This is a genomic window from Allobosea sp. GW821-FHT03A12 (genome assembly GCF_058986765.1).
The window spans coordinates 46,206-63,290 of sequence record NZ_JBYSVZ010000004.1 but is presented as its reverse complement, the minus strand read 5'-3'; the positions used below and the strand labels follow the sequence as shown (position 1 = coordinate 63,290).

The 17,085-nt window shown below is 67.7% G+C and carries 20 protein-coding genes; 11 read left to right on the top strand and 9 right to left on the bottom strand.

All coding sequences use genetic code 11. The features are described 5' to 3' along the window. Positions 1-131 precede the first annotated feature (131 nt). Both AC3WLC_RS14385 and aac(3) read left to right on the top strand, forming a co-directional pair. Positions 132-1,589, top strand: a complete 1,458-nt coding sequence (locus AC3WLC_RS14385) for a cryptochrome/photolyase family protein (protein ID WP_493684621.1) — start codon at positions 132-134, stop codon at positions 1,587-1,589. A 10-nt stretch (positions 1,590-1,599) separates the two neighbouring features. Beyond that, entirely contained in the window at positions 1,600-2,424 is an 825-nt protein-coding gene (gene aac(3), locus AC3WLC_RS14380) for an aminoglycoside 3-N-acetyltransferase (protein WP_493684620.1), read from the top strand. A 45-nt stretch (positions 2,425-2,469) separates the two neighbouring features. On the opposite strand, the gene AC3WLC_RS14375 is transcribed toward aac(3), so the two are convergent. Then, a complete protein-coding gene (locus tag AC3WLC_RS14375) occupies positions 2,470-3,279 on the bottom strand; it encodes an SDR family NAD(P)-dependent oxidoreductase (RefSeq protein ID WP_493684619.1) in 810 nt (269 codons plus the stop codon). Between the two features lie 158 nt (positions 3,280-3,437). On the opposite strand from AC3WLC_RS14375, the gene AC3WLC_RS14370 reads away from it, so the two are divergent. Together AC3WLC_RS14370 and sseA are read left to right on the top strand one after the other, a co-directional pair. Beyond that, positions 3,438-4,154 carry an alanyl-tRNA editing protein gene (locus AC3WLC_RS14370; RefSeq protein WP_493684618.1) on the top strand — a complete coding sequence of 239 codons (717 nt, stop codon included), beginning with the start codon at positions 3,438-3,440 and terminating at the stop codon, positions 4,152-4,154. A gap of 49 nt (positions 4,155-4,203) precedes the next feature. Next, positions 4,204-5,058, top strand: coding sequence for a 3-mercaptopyruvate sulfurtransferase (gene sseA, locus AC3WLC_RS14365; RefSeq protein WP_493684617.1), 855 nt, complete (start codon positions 4,204-4,206; stop codon positions 5,056-5,058). 4 nt (positions 5,059-5,062) lie between these two features. Here sseA and AC3WLC_RS14360 read toward each other — a convergent pair whose 3' ends face one another. Next, the gene (locus AC3WLC_RS14360) at positions 5,063-5,986 is read right to left on the bottom strand and encodes a glutaminase (RefSeq protein ID WP_493684616.1); all 924 of its coding nucleotides are present in this window, start codon (positions 5,984-5,986) and stop codon (positions 5,063-5,065) included. Positions 5,987-6,114: 128 nt separating this feature from the next. On the opposite strand from AC3WLC_RS14360, the gene AC3WLC_RS14355 reads away from it, so the two are divergent. Beyond that, positions 6,115-6,864, top strand: coding sequence for a proteasome-type protease (locus tag AC3WLC_RS14355; protein WP_493684615.1), 750 nt, complete (start codon positions 6,115-6,117; stop codon positions 6,862-6,864). On the opposite strand, the gene AC3WLC_RS14350 is transcribed toward AC3WLC_RS14355, so the two are convergent. The 3 genes from AC3WLC_RS14350 to AC3WLC_RS14340 form a co-directional block, all read right to left on the bottom strand. Then, complete coding sequence (locus AC3WLC_RS14350) at positions 6,865-7,512, bottom strand: ankyrin repeat domain-containing protein (protein ID WP_493684614.1); 648 nt, start codon at positions 7,510-7,512, stop codon at positions 6,865-6,867. Between the two features lie 311 nt (positions 7,513-7,823). Next, the gene (gene tsaA, locus AC3WLC_RS14345; RefSeq protein WP_493684613.1) at positions 7,824-8,318 is read right to left on the bottom strand and encodes a tRNA (N6-threonylcarbamoyladenosine(37)-N6)-methyltransferase TrmO; all 495 of its coding nucleotides are present in this window, start codon (positions 8,316-8,318) and stop codon (positions 7,824-7,826) included. An 8-nt stretch (positions 8,319-8,326) separates the two neighbouring features. Continuing rightward, complete coding sequence (locus AC3WLC_RS14340; protein WP_493684612.1) at positions 8,327-8,533, bottom strand: TOBE domain-containing protein; 207 nt, start codon at positions 8,531-8,533, stop codon at positions 8,327-8,329. 116 nt (positions 8,534-8,649) lie between these two features. Here AC3WLC_RS14340 and modA point away from each other — a divergent pair, with 116 nt between their 5' ends. Genes modA through modC form a run of 3 tightly spaced genes read left to right on the top strand, consistent with a single transcriptional unit; the run spans position 8,650 to position 11,239 of the window. Continuing rightward, positions 8,650-9,456, top strand: coding sequence for a molybdate ABC transporter substrate-binding protein (modA, locus tag AC3WLC_RS14335; protein ID WP_493684611.1), 807 nt, complete (start codon positions 8,650-8,652; stop codon positions 9,454-9,456). Next, a complete protein-coding gene (gene modB / locus AC3WLC_RS14330) occupies positions 9,453-10,151 on the top strand; it encodes a molybdate ABC transporter permease subunit (RefSeq protein ID WP_493684610.1) in 699 nt (232 codons plus the stop codon). Before modA ends, modB begins: the two co-directional genes overlap by 4 nt. Next, positions 10,148-11,239 (top strand): molybdenum ABC transporter ATP-binding protein, encoded by a 1,092-nt coding sequence (modC, locus tag AC3WLC_RS14325; protein ID WP_493684609.1) that lies wholly within the window; start codon positions 10,148-10,150, stop codon positions 11,237-11,239. Before modB ends, modC begins: the two co-directional genes overlap by 4 nt. 4 nt (positions 11,240-11,243) lie before the next feature. Here modC and AC3WLC_RS14320 read toward each other — a convergent pair whose 3' ends face one another. From AC3WLC_RS14320 to AC3WLC_RS14310, 3 genes are all read right to left on the bottom strand, one after another. Further along, the gene (locus AC3WLC_RS14320) at positions 11,244-11,642 is read right to left on the bottom strand and encodes a winged helix-turn-helix domain-containing protein (protein WP_493684608.1); all 399 of its coding nucleotides are present in this window, start codon (positions 11,640-11,642) and stop codon (positions 11,244-11,246) included. 26 nt (positions 11,643-11,668) lie between these two features. Next, complete coding sequence (locus AC3WLC_RS14315; protein WP_493684607.1) at positions 11,669-12,304, bottom strand: pyridoxamine 5'-phosphate oxidase family protein; 636 nt, start codon at positions 12,302-12,304, stop codon at positions 11,669-11,671. Positions 12,305-12,390: 86 nt separating this feature from the next. Beyond that, entirely contained in the window at positions 12,391-13,218 is an 828-nt protein-coding gene (locus tag AC3WLC_RS14310; protein WP_493684606.1) for a phosphogluconate dehydrogenase C-terminal domain-containing protein, read from the bottom strand. 220 nt (positions 13,219-13,438) lie between these two features. On the opposite strand from AC3WLC_RS14310, the gene AC3WLC_RS14305 reads away from it, so the two are divergent. Genes AC3WLC_RS14305 through AC3WLC_RS14295 form a run of 3 tightly spaced genes read left to right on the top strand, consistent with a single transcriptional unit; the run spans position 13,439 to position 16,306 of the window. Beyond that, complete coding sequence (locus AC3WLC_RS14305) at positions 13,439-14,632, top strand: CaiB/BaiF CoA transferase family protein (protein ID WP_493684605.1); 1,194 nt, start codon at positions 13,439-13,441, stop codon at positions 14,630-14,632. A gap of 10 nt (positions 14,633-14,642) precedes the next feature. After that, on the top strand, positions 14,643-15,425 hold the full coding sequence (locus AC3WLC_RS14300; RefSeq protein ID WP_493684604.1) for an enoyl-CoA hydratase/isomerase family protein: 783 nt from the start codon (positions 14,643-14,645) through the stop codon (positions 15,423-15,425). Beyond that, positions 15,422-16,306 carry an NAD(P)-dependent oxidoreductase gene (locus AC3WLC_RS14295; RefSeq protein ID WP_493684603.1) on the top strand — a complete coding sequence of 295 codons (885 nt, stop codon included), beginning with the start codon at positions 15,422-15,424 and terminating at the stop codon, positions 16,304-16,306. Before AC3WLC_RS14300 ends, AC3WLC_RS14295 begins: the two co-directional genes overlap by 4 nt. A gap of 7 nt (positions 16,307-16,313) precedes the next feature. Here the strand turns inward: AC3WLC_RS14295 and AC3WLC_RS14290 are convergent, their stop codons facing one another. After that, positions 16,314-17,048 carry a GntR family transcriptional regulator gene (locus AC3WLC_RS14290; protein ID WP_493684602.1) on the bottom strand — a complete coding sequence of 245 codons (735 nt, stop codon included), beginning with the start codon at positions 17,046-17,048 and terminating at the stop codon, positions 16,314-16,316. Positions 17,049-17,085 lie beyond the last annotated feature (37 nt).

Below are 17,085 nucleotides of genomic sequence, written 5' to 3'. Positions count from 1 at the left end.
CTTCTTTTTCGCGCGATCGATACAATCTACCACGAACCTCTGCGGTGCGCGGCGCCGCTATCCCTTTGCGCCATGCAACCAAACTGGCTTCATCGGCGTATCAGAGCATCGCATCGACAAGGCCTGATCGAGTGACCGCACGCCCTGCCCTGCTTTGGTTCCGCGACGATCTGCGCCTGTCCGACAATCCGGCCCTGAGAGCTGCGCTCGATCATGGCCCCCTGATCTGCCTCTACATCCTCGACACATCGACGCAGCGCCGGCCGCTCGGCGGGGCTGCGCGCTGGTGGCTGTCGCGCTCGCTGGAGGCCCTGTCGGCGGCTGTCTCGGCGAAAGGCGGCGATCTGCTGATCCTGCGCGGCGATCCGACGGACCTGCTGCCCGATGTCGTGCGCACGGCCGATGTCGGCTACGTCGCCTGGAATCGCCGCTATGACGGCGCCGCGATCGCGCTCGACAAGGCGATGAAGGCCACGCTCACCGAGGCTGGCATCGCCGTCGAGAGCTTCAACGCCAATCTGCTCAACGAGCCTTGGCAGGTGAAGACCAAGGCAGGCGGGCCCTTCAAGGTGTTCACGCCCTATTGGCGCGCCGTGCGCGAAGGCGGCGAGCCCTCGGCGCCGCTCCCTGCCCCAGCCAGGCTGAGCAAGACGAGATTGCCGGCGGCACTGCGCGAACAGGCTCTCACGGTCTCAGATCTCGCTCTGGAGCCGACAACGCCCGACTGGGCCGGCGGGCTGCGCGACGCCTGGACGCCGGGCGAAGACGGGGCGCAGGACCGGCTTTCCGCTTTCCTCGGCGAGACGCTCGCCGGTTATCGCGAGGCACGCGACCTGCCCGATCGGCTCTCAACCTCTCGGCTGTCGCCGCATCTGCGCTTCGGCGAGATCAGCCCGCGCCAGATCTGGCATGCGACAAGGACGGCACTGGAGACGGGCGAGACGCCTGGCTCGGCCACCGATGTCGAGAAGTTCTTCAGCGAGATCGGCTGGCGCGAATTCTCCTACCATCTGCTCTTCCACAATCCCGATCTCGCCAGCGTGAACTATGATCGCCGCTTCGACGCGATGGCCTGGGAGACGGACGAGGCCGGCCTTAAAGCCTGGCAGAAGGGTATGACCGGCTATCCGATCGTCGATGCCGGTTTGCGCGAGCTCTGGCAGACCGGCTGGATGCACAATCGCGTCCGGATGATCACCGCCTCCTTCCTGATCAAGCACCTACTGACCGACTGGCGCGCCGGCGAAACCTGGTTCTGGGACACGCTGGTCGATGCGGACCCCGCCAATAATCCGGCGAGCTGGCAATGGGTCGCTGGCTCCGGTGCCGATGCGGCGCCTTATTTCCGCGTCTTCAACCCGGTGACGCAGGGCGAGAAATTCGATCCGAAAGGCGTTTACGTCCGGCGCTTCGTTCCCGAACTGGCGGAACTCGGCGACAAGTTCATCCACCGCCCCTGGGAGGCACCTGCAAGCGTGCTGACGAAGGCCGGCATCGTCGTCGGCCAGAACTATCCCAAGCCGATCATCGCGCTCGACTTCGGCCGCCGGCGCGCGCTCGACGCCTTCGCCGCCCTTCGATCCGAGTAGCCTCTTCGCAATGACGTCCCCCACCGCCACCTTCGTGACCCGCACCTCGCTCGCCGCCGATCTCGCCGCGCTTGGCCTTACCCCGGGCGATGCGGTCATGGTCCACGCCGCCGTCAGCAAGGTCGGCCGCCTCCTCGACGGCCCAGACACGATCATCCGCGCCCTCTCCGACGCCGTCGGCCCGGAAGGCACGGTCCTCGCTTATGCCGACTGGGAAGCACGCTACGAGGACCTCGTGGACCATGACGGCCGCGTTCCGCCGGAATGGCGCAAACATGTCCTGCCCTTCGATCCGCTACGCTCGCGCGCCATCCGCGACAATGGCGTGCTTCCGGAATTCCTGCGGACGACACCGGGCGCGCTACGCAGCGGCAATCCCGGCGCCTCGCTCGTCGCGCTTGGTGCGAAAGCGGAGTGGTTCACCGCCGATCACCCACTCGATTACGGCTATGGCGAGGGCTCGCCGCTGGCGAAGCTGGTCGAGGCGGGCGGCAAGGTGCTGTTGCTCGGGGCGCCGCTCGACACGCTGACCCTGCTGCACCATGCCGAGCATCTGGCTGACATCCCCGGCAAGCGGATCAGGCGGATCGAAGTCCCACTTGCGACTCCGACCGGCACGCAATGGCGCATGATCGAGGAGTTCGATACCGGCGATCCGATCGTCGAAGGTTTGGCCGAGGACTATTTCGCGGAGATCGTGACCGAGTTCCTCGCCGACGGCCGAGGCAGGCAAGGCCTGATCGGCGCAGCGCCGTCAGTGCTGGTCGATGCCGCGGCGATCACAACCTTCGGCGTCGTCTGGCTGGAATCTCGGTTCGGTAGACCCTCATCCTGATTGCGAGCTTCGTCGAGCAAGCTGCTGGAAAGGAGTCGTCTTCGGCTATACCGCCCCGTCGCGGCGGCCGCCGCGATGCTCGCCGGCGAGCTTGCGCACAGCCCAGAAATAAACCGGATAAGGCAGCAGTCGCATGCCCTTCATCAGCCAGGCGAGCCGGCGTGGGAAGACGATCTCGAAGCCGCCGCGGGCGAAGCCGTCGACGACCCGCCTCGCCGCCTCGTCGAGCGGCAGCATGAACGGCATCGGGAAGCTGTTGCGCTTGGTCATCGCCGTGTCGACGAAGCCGGGATTGACCAGTTGCAGGCGGATGCCGTGCCGTTCGCAGTCGAAGCGCAGGGCTTCGCAGAGATGGATCGCGGCCGCCTTCGAGGCGCCATAGGCCGCGGCGCCCGGCAAGCCGCGATAGCCCGCCAGTGAGGCATTGACCGCGATCTGGCCCTTGCCGCGCGAGGCCATGCGCGCAGCGACCGCGGCGGCGCCACGCACGACGCCCAGAAGATTGACGGCGAAGACCTGCTCGAAAGCAGCGACATCGATCAGGCCAGGACCGTTGCGCGGGGCGATGCCGGCGTTGAGGAAGGCGAGCGCGATAGGGCCGTGCACGCTCTCGATGCCTTCGACCACCGCTGCCATCGCGGCGGGATCGACGACGTCCCCGACATGGGCGACGATCCGCCCCGGCATCCCGTCTGCGCTCAGTGCCAGCGCTTCGAGCTTGTCGAGCCGGCGTGCCGTGGCGGCGACCGTCCAGCCACGCCGCGCCAGTTCAAGCGCCACCGCCGCGCCGATGCCGGAGCTCGCCCCGGTCACCCAGGCGATGCCATCCTGCGGCTCGATGCGCGGCGGGGTCATATCTCGATCGGGCCTCCATGCCGCGGCAGTCCTGGCCGGACCGTAGTGATGCAAGGCCTCAAGCGGAAGCCCTGCCGGCAAACTCCCCGCCTCGCCTTCCACCGGCTTTTCCAGCCTCTCCTTGCCTGCGATAAGTTCACGGGATGAAGGAGATCGCGATGCCGACCAAATTGCTGTTTCGAGACGACGCCTATCTGACCGAAACGACCGCGACCGTCGTCGCGATCAACGAGCGCGGCGGCATCGAACTCGACAAGACCGTGTTCTACGCCACCGGCGGCGGCCAACCGGGCGATGCTGGCGTGCTGGTTCGCAGCGATGGCTCCGAAATCACGATCGGCACGGCGATCTACAATCCCGAGGACAAGAGCCGCATCCTGCATGTCCCACTCGAAGGCCAAGCGGCACCGGCGGTCGGCGACACGGTGATCGCCAGGCTCGACTGGGAGCGTCGGCTGAAACGCATGCGCATCCACACGGCGCTGCACCTGCTCAGCGTCGTCCTGCCCTATCCCGTCACCGGCGGCGCGATCGGTGACGGCGACGGCCGGCTCGATTTCGACATCCCCGAAGGCGGGCTCGACAAGGCGGAGCTGACCGAGAAGCTCAGCGCACTGGTGGCGAAGAACGCCGCGATCAGCGAGCGCTGGATCACCGACGAGGAACTCGACGCCAATCCCGGCCTGGTCAAGACCATGTCGGTCAAGCCGCCGCGCGGTTCGGGCCGAGTCCGGCTGGTCTCGATCGAGGGCATCGACCTGCAGCCCTGCGGCGGCACGCATGTGCGCAACACCTCCGAGATCGGCGCGGTCGCCGTCACCGATGTCGAGAAGAAGGGCAAGCAGAACCGGCGCGTGCGCATCGCGCTCGCTTGAACTTTCGATCATAACAGCCTGAGAACAGACTCTTTCGAGGACGCAGCCCATGGCCCGCAACGACATCTTCGTCTCCACGCAATGGCTGGCCGAGCGGCTCGATGCGCCCGACATCGTGGTGGTCGACGGCTCCTATTACCTGCCGGCCCAGAAGCGTGACGCGGATGCCGAATATCTGCAGCAGCGCATCCCCGGCGCGGTGCGCTTCGATATCGACGCGATCAAGGACAAGAGCTCCGACCTGCCGCATATGCTGCCGCGCCCGGACGCCTTCGCCGCGGCCGTCGGCGCCATGGGCATCGGCGACGGCATGCGCATCGTCGTCTATGACGGACTCGGCCTGTTCTCGGCGCCGCGGGTGCGCTGGACCTTCCAGACCTTCGGCGCCAAGGACGTGGTGATCCTCGACGGCGGCCTGCCGCAATGGCTGGCCGAAGGCCGCCCGGTCAGGGAGGGCGCGCCGCGCACACGCGCGCCACGTACATTCACCGCCAGGCTGGATCATTCCGCCGTCGCCGATATCGACGACGTGGCCCGCGCGCTGGAAAGCGGCGCGATCCAGGTGGTCGACGCCCGCCCGGCCGATCGTTTCCGCGGCGAGGCGCCGGAGCCGCGCCCCGGCCTGCGTTCCGGCCATATGCCCGGCGCGCTCAACCTGCCCTCCTCCGCGCTGGTGGCGGACGGCAGGTTGAAGGAACCGGAGGCGCTCGCCGCAGCCTTCCGCGAGGCCGGCGTCGACATCGACAAGCCGCTGCTGACGAGCTGCGGCTCGGGCGTCTCGGCGGTGATCCTGTCGACGGCGCTGGAGCTGCTCGGCAAGCCGGCGCGCGCCGTCTATGACGGCTCCTGGGCCGAATGGGGCGCAAGCGAGCGCCCGGTCACGACCGGGCCGGCCAAGGGCTGAGCTCTCAAAAAACCGACCAGCCGGTGCGCTCGACCAGCCGTTCGAGCGCCAGCGCGCCGACATGCGAGGTACCGGCGGCGTTGAGCCCCGGCGACCAGACCGCGATCGCCGCCTGCTTCGGCACAATGGCGAGGATGCCGCCGCCGACGCCGCTCTTGCCAGGCAAGCCGACCTTGAAGGCGAATTCGCCGGAGGCGTCGTAATGGCCGCAGGTCATCATCAGCGCCTTGACGCGGCGGGCCCGCGCCGGGCGGCAGATCACGGCGCCGCTCAGCGGATCGACGCCGTCGCCAGCAAGGAAGAGGCCGGCGCGGGCGAGCTGGGCGCAGCTCAGGCTGAGCGCGCATTGGTGGAAATAGACGTCGAGCACCCCGGCGACAGGGTTCTTCAGATTGCCGAAGGCGCGGATGAAATTGGCGAGGCTGGCATTGCGGAAGCCGGTCTGCGCCTCCGAGCCCGCCACCTCCTGGTCGATCGAGACCGTGCGGTCGCCCGAGCACTTGCGCAGGAAGGCGAGGATCTCGGCGGCCGTCTTCCTCGGCGTCCGGCCGGCCAGCAGCGCATCGGTGACCACGAGCGCACCGGCATTGATGAAGGGGTTGCGCGGCACGCCGCGCTCCTGCTCGAGCTGGACGATCGAGTTGAAAGGCGAGCCCGACGGCTCGCGCCCGACCCGGTGCCAGAGCCGGGCACCGACCCGCTCCAGCGCCAGCGTCAGGGTGAAGACCTTGGAGATGCTCTGGATCGAGAACGGGACATTGGCATCCCCGGCCTGTGCGCGCTCGCCAGTGCAGGTAATCACGGCAAGGCCGAAACGGCGCGGATCGACCCGCGACAGCGCCGGAATGTAGTCGGCGACCTTGCCAGCGCCGATATGCTCGGCCATGTCGGCATGAACGGCCGTGACGATGTCCGACAGGTTGCGCATGTCCGAACTCCGCCACGGCTTGGTCGAGGCGACCTTGGCATTCGCCCGACCATGTCGCAATCGCGGCGGAGAGAGCTTGGCAAAGTCCTCGCTGCTACGCATTCTGCGCCGGTGCTGGGGAGCCGCCCATGACCTATTGCCTCGGGATCCTGCTGCCCTCGGGCCTGATCCTCGCTTCCGATTCGCGCTCCAGCGCCGGCGTCGACCAAATCGCGGTGGTGAAGAAGCTCGCTCTGTTCGAGGTTCCGGGCGAACGGGTGATCGCAATCCTCTCGGCCGGAAATCTCGCGACGACCCAGGCCGTGATCACGATGGTCCGGCAATACACCAGGCATAAGCAGGACAGCGCTTCGGGTGGCGAGAACCGCGACATCCTGGCGGCGCGCACCATGTTCGACGTGGCGCAGATCGTCGGCGGCGTGCTGCGCGAGGTGTTGCGCGCCAATCGCGCCTTCGTCGAGCCCTATGGCGACCCGAACGGCTCGTTCCTGGTCGCCGGCCAGATCGCCGGCGAGCCGCACCGGCTCTTTCAGGTCTATTCGGCCGGGAATTTCGTCGAGGCCTCGGGACGCACCCAGTTCCTCCAGCTCGGCGAGACCAAATACGGCAAGCCGATCCTCGACCGGGCCTTGCAGGAGGCCAGCGGGCTCGATGAGGCGGCCAAGCTCACCCTGCTCTCGTTCGATGCCACTGTCCGCTCCAACCTCTCGGTCGCGCCGCCGATCGATCTCCTGCGCTACGAGGCCGACAGCTTCTCGACCCGGCATCTCGCCAAATACGACAGCAACCACCCTTATTGGGCCGATCTGCGCCAACGCTACAGCGACGGGCTGACGGCGCTGGTGGCGAGCCTGCCGTCGCCGGATTTTCCGCGCTGACTACTGTAGCAGCGCGACCATCGCCGCATAGCCGCGGCGGCGGGCGTGTTCGAGCGGCGTGGTCCCCTCGCGATCGGCGAGGTCGCGGCGCGCACCCGCAGCCATCAGCGCCTTCACCGTCTCGACATGACGCGGCCCGCCATTCCCAAGGATCACCGCCTCGATCAGGGCGGTCCAGCCGAGATTGTTGACATGGTCGAGCGGCGCGCCAGCGGCGATCAGGTCGCGGACCACGCCGTCATGGCCGAGATTAGCGGCAGCGATTAGCGCGGTGCCTTGATAGGGGCTGGTGATGGCGCGCGGGTCGCCGCCGATGGCGAGCGCGGTGCGCATCGTCTCCAGATCATCGGCGACCGCAGCGATGGTGATCGCGTCATAGGCGCGGCCATCGAGCGCGCGCGGGTCGGCGCCCGCCTTTGCGAGCTCGCGCATCGCCTCGCGCTGGCGGGCATGGGCGGCGGACAGCAGAGCAGTACGGCCCTCGCCATCGCGGGTTTCGAGGCCACGGCCAGTCGCGATCGCTTGCCGGAGAGCCGGCAGATCGCCGCGATAGGCCGATAGATGCAGCGCATCATAGGCCGCGACTTCGGCCGGTGACGGCGGAACCTGAGCCTGCGCAGCACCGCCCATGCCCAAGATGGCCGCCATGAGCAGCGCCGAAAACCCATTTCGGCAAACGTTCGCCCCGCGTCGTTTCGTCTCAGGCATCTGCATTCCCCCGGCATTTTCGCGCGATCGGCGCGAAAAATCGCATCTTGCACAAATTAAGGTCAGCCTTGCTGCCCATTCCCTCTTGCAGGCCAAGCCGCAGCGCCCTATCTCCAGTGCACCGCAGCAGAGATGTTGCGGCGCCCTCCTTGGGCGTTTCCTCCCTAGACTTGGGCCTGCGCTCCGGCGTGGGCCTTTTTCTTTGCGCAGAAGGCTAGCTTGGTCTCGCGCGCGACCGCAAGCGGCGCGGCTCAGTCGCCGACCTGGAAATCGCCGGGCTGCGGCGGCGCGATCGGGGTGAACAGAGCCCGGTCCGGCTTCAAGTCCAGGAGTGGTGTACCGTCCAGGCAATCGAGGCCTCGTACCCGTAGGACCGAGCTTTCGCGCGAGACGAAATGGGCGATCGAGGTACCGATCGGGTTCGGCCTCACCGGCGTGCGCAAGGCGAAGGTGCCATAGGTCTCGCCATTATTGGCCGGGCTCTGGCGCACGAGATCGCGCCGCGATTCGTGCAGCCAGTAGAGCACTTCGAGCCGTTCGAACGCCTCGATGCCATCGAGCGCCGCGCCCCAGGGCTCGAACAGCTCGATGGTGCAGATCGGCCCGTCCGCCCTGCCCTGGCGCGGGCAGGTCAGGCGCGAGGTCCAGGGCGTGCGGATGCGGCCGATGAAGACGAGGCCCGCATCGGTCGCCGCCGGCGGCTCGACCGCGACCTCCGCCCGGCGGATCTCGTTCTCACGAACCATGACGGCGCTCAGTCGATCGCGATCATCACGTCGGAGGCCTTCACCACGGCATAGGCCTTCTGGCCGACCGCGAGCTTGAGCTCGTCGACCGCGGCATTGGTGATCGCCGAGGTGACGATGGCGCCGCCGACATCGAGCTTCACATGGGCGGTGGTCGCGCCCTTGACGATCTCGGTGATGGTGCCCTTGAGCTGGTTACGGGCGGAAATCTTCATGCTGGTCTCCTCGATCTGACAAGCTTGCGAGCCCGCACCGAGCAGACTCGACCTTTGGTCGCTCGCCGTTATATTCGACCGCACATAGCGACAGCAACCGCAGCGAGGACCGCCTTATGCCATCCACCCGCCGAAACGTCCTGGGTTTCACCGCCGCGCTGCTGATCGGTGTCGCTTCCTTCACCGGCCCGGCGCTCGCCCAGAGCAAGGAGCTGGTGGTCTTCGCCGCCGCGAGCCTGAAGAATGCGCTCGACGAGGCCACGGCCAACTGGGTCAAGGAAAGCGGCAAGCCGGCGCCGAAAATCTCCTATGCGGCAAGCAACGCGCTGGCCAAGCAGCTCGAACAGGGCGCGCCGGCCGATCTCTTCCTCTCGGCCGATCTCGATTGGATGGACTACGCCCAGCAGAAGAACCTGATCGTCAAGGAGAGCCGCGTCAGCCTGCTCGCCAACCGGATCGCGCTGATCGCGCCGTCCGACGCCAAGACCACGGCGACCTTGGCGCCGGGCGTCGACCTCTCCGGCGCGCTCGGCCAGGGCCGGCTCGCCATGGGCAATGTCGATTCGGTGCCGGCCGGCAAATACGGCAAGGCGGCGCTGGAGAAGCTTGGCGGCTGGGACAAGGTCAAGGACAAGGTAGCGCAGGCCGACAATGTCCGCGCCGCGCTGCTGCTCGTCTCGCGCGGCGAAGCGCCGCTCGGCATCGTCTACACTACCGACGCTGCCGCCGATCCGAAGGTCAAGGTGATCGCGACCTTCCCGGAGGATACGCACCCACCGATCATCTATCCGGTCGCGATCACCAAGGATTCCGCCAATCCCGATGCGCAGGCCTTCCTGACCTATCTGCGCGGCAACGGCGCCAAGGCCAGCTTCGAGAAGCAAGGCTTCACGGTCCTGAACAAGCCCGCCTCCTCTTCGTGAGCGACTGGCTGACGCCGGAGGAATGGACGGCCGTCCGCCTCAGCCTGATCGTCGCCACCACAGCCATGCTGGCGAGCCTCCCTCTGGGGCTCGCCATCGCCTGGCTGCTGGCGCGTGGGCGCTTCTGGGGCAAGTCGCTGCTCGACGCGGTCATCCACCTGCCGCTGATCCTGCCACCGGTCGTCACCGGCTATCTCCTGCTGATCGGCTTCGGCCGGCGCGGGCCGATCGGCCAATTCCTCTATGACTGGTTCGGCATCGTCCTGTCCTTCCGCTGGACCGGGGCGGCGCTCGCCTGCGCCGTGATGGGCTTTCCGCTGATGGTCCGGGCGATCCGGCTCTCGATCGAGGCGATCGACCGCAAGCTGGAGGATGCCGCGGGAACGCTCGGCGCCGGCCCGTTCTGGGTGTTCCTGACGGTGACGCTGCCGCTCGCTCTGCCCGGCATCCTCGCCGGGATGATCCTGTGCTTCGCCAAGGCGATGGGCGAGTTCGGCGCGACCATCACCTTCGTCTCCAACATCCCCGGCGAGACGCAGACCCTGCCCTCGGCGATCTACACCTTCACCCAGGTGCCGAACGGCGATGCCGGCGCGATGCGGCTCACCCTGATCTCGATCGCGATCTCGGTCGCGGCGCTGTTCGCCTCGGAATTCCTGGCGCGGCTGGTCGGCCGGCGGATTGCCGTCGAATGAGCGCCGTCATCGAGGTTTCCGTGGCGCACCGGCTGAGCGCCTTCGCGCTCGATGCCGACTTCGCCTCGGATGGGCGGCTGACGGCACTGTTCGGCCGCTCGGGCTCGGGCAAGACATCGCTGGTCAACGTCATCTCCGGGCTGATCCGGCCGCAGACAGGCCGCGTCGTCATCGACGGGCGAGTGATGGTCGACAGTGCCGCCGGCGTCTTCGTGCCCAAGCACAAGCGCCGGATCGGCTATGTCTTCCAGGAAGCGCGGCTCTTCCCGCATCTCTCCGTCAGGCAGAACCTGCTCTATGGCCGCTGGTTCGCGCCGAAGGCCGAGGATGGCGGCAGCAAGCTCGACGACGTGCTCGACCTGCTCGGCATCGGCCATCTCCTGCAGCGGCAGCCGGGCGCGCTCTCCGGCGGCGAGAAGCAGCGCGTCGCGATCGGCCGTGCCTTGCTGGCCAAGCCACGCCTCCTCCTGATGGACGAGCCGCTCGCCTCGCTCGACGAAGAGCGCAAGGCCGAGATCCTTCCTTACATCGAGCGCCTGCGCGACGGCTTCGGCATTCCGATCGTCTATGTCTCGCATTCGATCGCCGAGGTGGCCCGGCTGGCGACGCACCTCGTCATCCTCGAGCAGGGCAAGGTCTCGATGAGCGGTCCGACCGCCGAATTGATGTCCCGCCCCGACGTGCCGATCCTCTCCGCCGCGCCGGAAGCCGGCGCGATCCTCGATGCGCGCGTCCTGCGCCACGAGCCGGAGCACGCGCTGACGATCCTGGAGACCGCGGCCGGCCCCTTGCAGATCGCCCGCCGCAACGTGCCGGAAGGCACGGCGCTGCGTGTGCGCATCCTCGCCAGCGACGTGATGCTGAGCCTGAAACCGCTCGATGGAATCAGCGCGCTCAACGTCCTCCCGGGCCAGGTCTCGGCGGTTGGTGCGCGGCATGGTGATGGCGGGGCGCTGGAAGTCAGGCTCGATTGCAATGGCGCCGGCCTGCTCGCCCGTCTCACCGTGAAGTCGGCGGAGCAATTGCAACTGAAGCCCGGCAGCGCAGTCTATGCGGTGATCAAGAGCGTCTCGATCGATACGCCGTGAGTGCTCAGGCTTTCTGGCCGGGCTCGCGCGCAGGTGCCGTCGGCGAGACGGCCGCTCGCAGGGCTGCGATCTCCTCCGTCGCCGCTTCCAGCGTCTTCGCCTCGATGGCGCGATAGCTGGCGACGATCTCGCGGCCGAGCGCCGTCAGATGGGCGCCCCCGCCCTTGGCGCCGCCGGGCTGCGCCTCGACCAGCGGCGCGCGGAAGATGCGGTTGAGATCGTCGACGAGTAGCCAGGCACGGCGATAGGACATCTTCATCGAGCGGCCGGCGGCGGAGATCGAACCGGTCTCGCCGATCGCCTCCAGCAACTGCACCTTGCCGGGGCCGAGGCGCCCGCCCGGCATGAAGTCGAGCCGGAAGCTGAAGCGCGTCGCCGGCAAGGACTGGTCAGCCTTCGACATGCCCAGCTCTCCGCGGCCGCGCGCGCTCAATAGAGCCGCGAGCGGTAGGCCTCTTCCAGATTGGCGTCCGCCTCGGCGGCATCGACCGCCTTGGTCTGCTCGGCGACGATGCGGCCGAGCGTCGGGAAGCTTGAGCGCTCGACCTGCGACTCCTGTGCCCAGAGCTTCGAGCGGAGCAGCGCCTTGCCGCAATGGAAATAGGCCTCGTCGACCTCGACGATCAGGCCGAGCTTTGGCGCCTTCTCCTGCATGGCCATGGGCTCCAGCAGGGCGGCGTCGGTGGTCATCCGGGCTCTGCCGTTGACGCGCAGGGTCTCGGTGATCCCCGGCACGAAGAAGACCAGGCCGACGCCCGGCGAACTCAGCACGTTGCGGAAGGAATCGATCCGGTTGTTGCCGCGCCGATCGGGGATCAACAGCGTCCGCTCATCGAGGACCTCGACGAAGCCCGGCCCGTCGCCGCGCGGGCTGGCATCCACTCCGCCCTCTCGATCCGCGCTGGCCAGCACGAGAAAGGGCGAGAGCGCGATGAAGTCGCGGCAGAACCTGTCGAGCCGGTCGAGCACCTTCTTCTGGACGACCAGGGATTCCTCGCCGACGATCGCGCGCAGCTGGGCTGCATCGTCGACCGTCGTGCCCGGCTTCTGGCTGATCGCGCTCATTTCGTCTCTCCAAAGGCATGCCGACGCAGCCGGCGACGCAGGCATAACATGGCTTCGAAACGGGTCGAAGCCTCGCCGCACAACCTTCAGGTGATGCGCCGGACACTGTCGGCGATCTCCTGCGGCTCGAACAGGCGCTTCCAGTCCGGCCGAAGGATCGTCTCCTTGCCGAAGACGATCGCCTTGTTGCAGGCGTCCGAGAACACGCCCTGGACTTCGCCGAAGGTCACCGCCGCCAGGATGTTCATGTGGCCGAGCAGGAAGTCGCGCGCCGCCTCACGCGGCACGCCGCGAGAGATCGCCTCCTCCATCGCCTCTCGCATCGCATCGAGCAGCGTGGCGCAGACGGTTTCCGAAAGGCCGGGCTCCAAGATCGCCATCTGCTCGACGGTGACGCGGTGCGAGCGCATCACCGGCGCCCAGATCGCCCGTGCCACCTCCTCGCCGAGAGCGTAATGCGCCTCCGGCCCCTGCATCAGCGCGTTGACGATGTGCTGCTTCGCGGCGATGCCGCCGAAATGGTCGGCGCGCGCAGCCTCCTCCGTCTCGTCGTTGAAGATCGGCGGGTGGCAGGGATGGGTGACGAAATAGGTGATGTCGGCACGCTCAGGCAGATGACCGGCATGGGGCGCCGCCGCATCGAGGATGACCACGATCGTCCCGGCCGCCAGCTTCGGCACGAGGCCAGCGGCCACAGCACCGACGGCAGTATCTGGCACCGCGAGGATCACGACCTCCGCCCCCTCGATCGCTGCATCCGGCGCGATGCAGGCGACGCCAAAAGCCTCACGAATGCGATCCTGTCCGGCCGGGCTGATCTCGACATGGCGCGTCTCGAAGCGCGAGCGGGCGAGATTGCGGCCGAGCCGCATGCCCATCTTGCCGCCGGCACCGAACAGTGCGACCACCGTCATCGTCTTCCTCCGGGCTCCCGCGTCCGTTGCCAACGCTGTCCGACAAGCTCGCAAGGCTTTCCGTCGGACGTCAACGCCCGTGTTCCGCGACTCGCCAGCTCCCGTTGTCCGGCTGGCGCATGGGTCGCCTGCCGATCTTGCATGCAAGATAGCGTCAAAGATTGACGCCCCGGGATGATGTCGGGATAGTCGACGCCCTCTGTCACGCATCCGGATCATCATGCCCCGCCCGACGCCGTCCACTGCACTCGAACGTTTGCGCGTGCTCGACCTGACGCGCGTGCGCGCCGGGCCGACCTGCGCCCGCATCTTCGCCGATTTCGGTGCCGACGTGATCAAGATCGAAAGCCCGCCGGGGCTCGATCCGAACGAGAACATGAGCGGGCCGCGGCACGGCTACGACATGCAGAACCTGCATCGGAACAAGCGCTCGCTGACGCTCAATCTGAAGACCGAGTCCGGCAAGGCGATCCTGCGCAAGCTGATTGTCGACGCGGATCTGCTGGTGGAGAACTTCCGGCCCGACGTGAAGGAGCGGCTCGGCCTCGATTTCGAGGCGCTCCATGCGCTCAACCCGCGCCTGATCCTGGTCTCGATCTCGGGCTTCGGCCAGAGCGGGCCCTATCGGCTGCGCGCCGGCTTCGACCAGATCGCCCAGGGCATGGGCGGGATGATGTCGGTGACCGGCCTGCCCGGCCAGGGGCCGGTGCGCGCCGGCATCGCCGTCGCCGATTCAGCCGCCGGCCTCTATGGCGCGATCGGCGCGCTGGTCGCGCTGCAGGAACGCGCCGTCTCGGGCAAGGGCCAGTGGGTGCAGACCTCGCTGCTCGAAGCCCAGATCGGCATGATGGACTTCCAGGTCGCGCGCTATCTGGTCGAGGGCAAGGTGCCGCCGCAGGCCGGCAACGACCACCCCTATGCGACGCCGATGGGCGTCTATGCGACCCGCGACGGCCACATCAATCTCGGCGTCGGTGCCGAGGGCCATTGGCGCTCCTTCTGCGGCGCGCTCGGCCGGCCGGAGCTCGCGACCGATCCGCGCTATGACAGCGTGGAGAAGCGCTTCGCGGCACGTCCGGAACTGCGCGTGCTGATCGAGGAGATCATGTCGACGCAGGACAGCGCCTACTGGCTCGACGCCTGCGAGAAGGCCTCGGTGCCGGCCGGGCCGATCTATTCGGTCGATGCCGTCTTCGATGATCCGCAGGTGCAGCACCTCGGCATCGCGCAGCCGATCAATCATCCCACGATCGGCGACATCCGCGTCGTCGGCCAGCCGGTCAGCCTGTCGCGCACGCCCTCCAGCATCGCGACGCCGACGCCCGACGCCGGCGACCACAACCTCGAAATCCTCACCGAACTCGGTTTCGACGAGGCGGCCATTGCCGGCCTCAAGGCCGAAGGCGCGATCTGAAAGGCATCCGATGAACGACGAGATTCTCTACGACGTCGCCGATGGGGTCGGCACGGTCACGCTCAACCGGCCGCAGGCGCGTAACGCGCTGACCTTCGCCATGTATGAGGGGCTGGCCGAGATCCTCGGCAATCCCGAAAAGCATGGCGCGCCAAAGGTATTCGTCGTCACCGGCGCTGGCGAAAAGGCCTTCGCCGCCGGTACCGACATCTCCCAGTTCCGTGAGTTCAAGACCGCGGAGGACGCCCTCGCCTATGAGAACCGGATCGAGCGGGTGATCACCACGATCGAGAGCTGCACGGTGCCGACCATCGCGGCGATTGCGGGGGCAGTCACCGGTGGCGGCGCGGCGATCGCCTGCGCCTGCGACCTCCGGATCGCGACGCAATCGGCCCGTTTCGGCTTCCCGGTGGCGCGCACGCTCGGCAACTGCCTGTCGATGGCGAACTATGCCCGCCTCGCCAGCCTGCTCGGTCCGGCCCGCGTCAAGGACATCATCTTCACCGCCAGGCTGGTCGAGGCCGAGGAAGGCCATCGCGTCGGCCTCTACAACGAACTCGTCGCCGACCATGCAGCGCTGACGGCGCGGGTGAAGGAGCTGGCCGAGACGATCCGCGGCCATGCGCCGTTGACGATGCGCGCCACCAAGGAGGCGCTGCGCCGCCTGACCCAGGCGGCGAGTGCCGACGTCGATGGCGATGACCTCGTCACCCTCTGCTACACCAGCGCCGATTTCCGCGAGGGCATGGAAGCCTTCCTCGGCAAGCGCACGCCGAACTGGCAGGGCAAATGAGCGAGACGATCGGCTTCATCGGCCTCGGGCTGATGGGCGCGGGCTTCTGCAAGCGCCTGATCGCGACCGGCCGCAAGGTGGTCGGCTACGATCTCGACCCGGCCCGGCGGGCGGAAGCCGAAGCGCTCGGCGTCGCCCTCGCGGCCTCGCCAGCCGAGGTTGCCGAGCGCGCCAATCCTATCTGCATCGCGGTGACCACCACCAAGGCGGTGCAGGCCGTGGTGAGCGGCGAAGGCGGCATCCTCTCTGCGAAGCCAAAGCAGGGCGCCATCGTCATCGATTTCTCGACCACCGAGATCGGCGTGACCAAGGCGCTCGGAACGGCGCTGGCGGAAGCCGGCATCGGCTTCATCGACGCGCCCGTCTCGGGCGGGCCGCCGGCGGCCGAAGCCGGCAAGCTCGCGATCATGGCCGGCGGCGTACCGGAGGCGATCGAACAGGTGCGGCCGCTGGCCGAGAGCCTTGGCCTCTTCACCCATATGGGCGCGGTCGGCGCCGGCCAGGCGACCAAGCTGGTCAACCAGGCGCTGTGCCTGACCAACTATGTCGTCGTGGCGGAATCACTGCGGCTGGCGGAGGCCTATGGCGTCGATGCCGACAAGATCCCAGCGGCGCTGGCGCCGGGCCTCGGCAATTCGGCGGTGCTGCAGGCAATGATGCCGCGCATGGTCGCGCGCGACTTCGCGCCGAAGGGCTATGCGCGGCAGGTACTGAAGGACCTGGAGATGCTGATGGAGGCTGGGCGCGAGCAGCACCTCGCCATGCCGATGGTGGCACAGGCGACCACGCTCTACCGGATGCTGGTCGCGCAGGGCCACAGCGAGCTCGACGCGATCGCGGTACTGAAGATGCTGCCCGAGGTCGAGCAGCCCTCGCATTGACCTGCGATCAGGCGCCTTCCGACTTGGCGGCCTTGTCCTTCAAGGCAGCGACGAGGCCGGATAGGCCGTTGCGGACGTGCTCGCGCAGGCGCTGACTCGCCAGCGCGGCGTCGCCGGCGGTGAGCGCCGCCAGGATCTGCTCGTGTTCCTGGATCGCCATCTTCCAGCGCTTCGGCCAGAGGTTCGAGGAATAGCGGGCGCGGTCGACCCGGAGCGCCAGCAACTCCCAGATCCAGAGCAGGACGGGATTGCCGGAGAGTTCGACGATGCGGCGATGGAAGGCCTTGTTGGCCTCGAAATAGCCCGGCAGCTCGTCGCGGGTGTGATGCAGCATCATCCGGTAGTGCAGCATGCCGATCTCGGCGACAGCCTCGTCGGTGGCGCGCGCCGCGGCGAGTTCGCCTGCCAAGCCCTCGATCGTCGAGACGACATCGATCAGCGCCTCGATCTCGCCGACATCGAGCTCGGCGACCACTGACGACTTGTTCGGCAGCGCGCGCAGCAGCCCGTCCTGGGTCAGCGTCTTGATCGCCTCGCGGACCGGCGTGCGCGAGACGCCGAGCTGCAGGCAGAGCTCGCGCTCGTTCAGCTTGGCGCCCGGCGCCAGCGCCCCGGTGACGATCAGATTGCGCAGTTTTGCGACCGTGCTGCCGTGCAATGCGCCCTTGCGCCGGCCCGGCTCGGGCTGCGGGACCTGCGCGAGAAGCGCTGCGAGCGGGGTCGTGTCGGCCGGACTGTCCATGATGCTCTGTATATCGCGCAGCCGCTTCGCTGTCGAA

Coding starts and splice junctions, on each gene's coding strand:
- AC3WLC_RS14375 (WP_493684619.1), bottom strand. CDS start 3,279: ATGACCCCGCCGCGCATCGAGCCGCAGGATGGCATCGCCTGGGTGACC.
- AC3WLC_RS14370 (WP_493684618.1), top strand. CDS start 3,438: ATGCCGACCAAATTGCTGTTTCGAGACGACGCCTATCTGACCGAAACG.
- sseA (WP_493684617.1), top strand. CDS start 4,204: ATGGCCCGCAACGACATCTTCGTCTCCACGCAATGGCTGGCCGAGCGG.
- AC3WLC_RS14360 (WP_493684616.1), bottom strand. CDS start 5,986: ATGCGCAACCTGTCGGACATCGTCACGGCCGTTCATGCCGACATGGCC.
- AC3WLC_RS14355 (WP_493684615.1), top strand. CDS start 6,115: ATGACCTATTGCCTCGGGATCCTGCTGCCCTCGGGCCTGATCCTCGCT.
- AC3WLC_RS14350 (WP_493684614.1), bottom strand. CDS start 7,512: ATGGCGGCCATCTTGGGCATGGGCGGTGCTGCGCAGGCTCAGGTTCCG.
- tsaA (WP_493684613.1), bottom strand. CDS start 8,318: ATGGTTCGTGAGAACGAGATCCGCCGGGCGGAGGTCGCGGTCGAGCCG.
- AC3WLC_RS14340 (WP_493684612.1), bottom strand. CDS start 8,533: ATGAAGATTTCCGCCCGTAACCAGCTCAAGGGCACCATCACCGAGATC.
- modA (WP_493684611.1), top strand. CDS start 8,650: ATGCCATCCACCCGCCGAAACGTCCTGGGTTTCACCGCCGCGCTGCTG.
- modC (WP_493684609.1), top strand. CDS start 10,148: ATGAGCGCCGTCATCGAGGTTTCCGTGGCGCACCGGCTGAGCGCCTTC.
- AC3WLC_RS14320 (WP_493684608.1), bottom strand. CDS start 11,642: ATGTCGAAGGCTGACCAGTCCTTGCCGGCGACGCGCTTCAGCTTCCGG.
- AC3WLC_RS14315 (WP_493684607.1), bottom strand. CDS start 12,304: ATGAGCGCGATCAGCCAGAAGCCGGGCACGACGGTCGACGATGCAGCC.
- AC3WLC_RS14310 (WP_493684606.1), bottom strand. CDS start 13,218: ATGACGGTGGTCGCACTGTTCGGTGCCGGCGGCAAGATGGGCATGCGG.
- AC3WLC_RS14305 (WP_493684605.1), top strand. CDS start 13,439: ATGCCCCGCCCGACGCCGTCCACTGCACTCGAACGTTTGCGCGTGCTC.
- AC3WLC_RS14300 (WP_493684604.1), top strand. CDS start 14,643: ATGAACGACGAGATTCTCTACGACGTCGCCGATGGGGTCGGCACGGTC.
- AC3WLC_RS14295 (WP_493684603.1), top strand. CDS start 15,422: ATGAGCGAGACGATCGGCTTCATCGGCCTCGGGCTGATGGGCGCGGGC.
- AC3WLC_RS14290 (WP_493684602.1), bottom strand. CDS start 17,048: ATGGACAGTCCGGCCGACACGACCCCGCTCGCAGCGCTTCTCGCGCAG.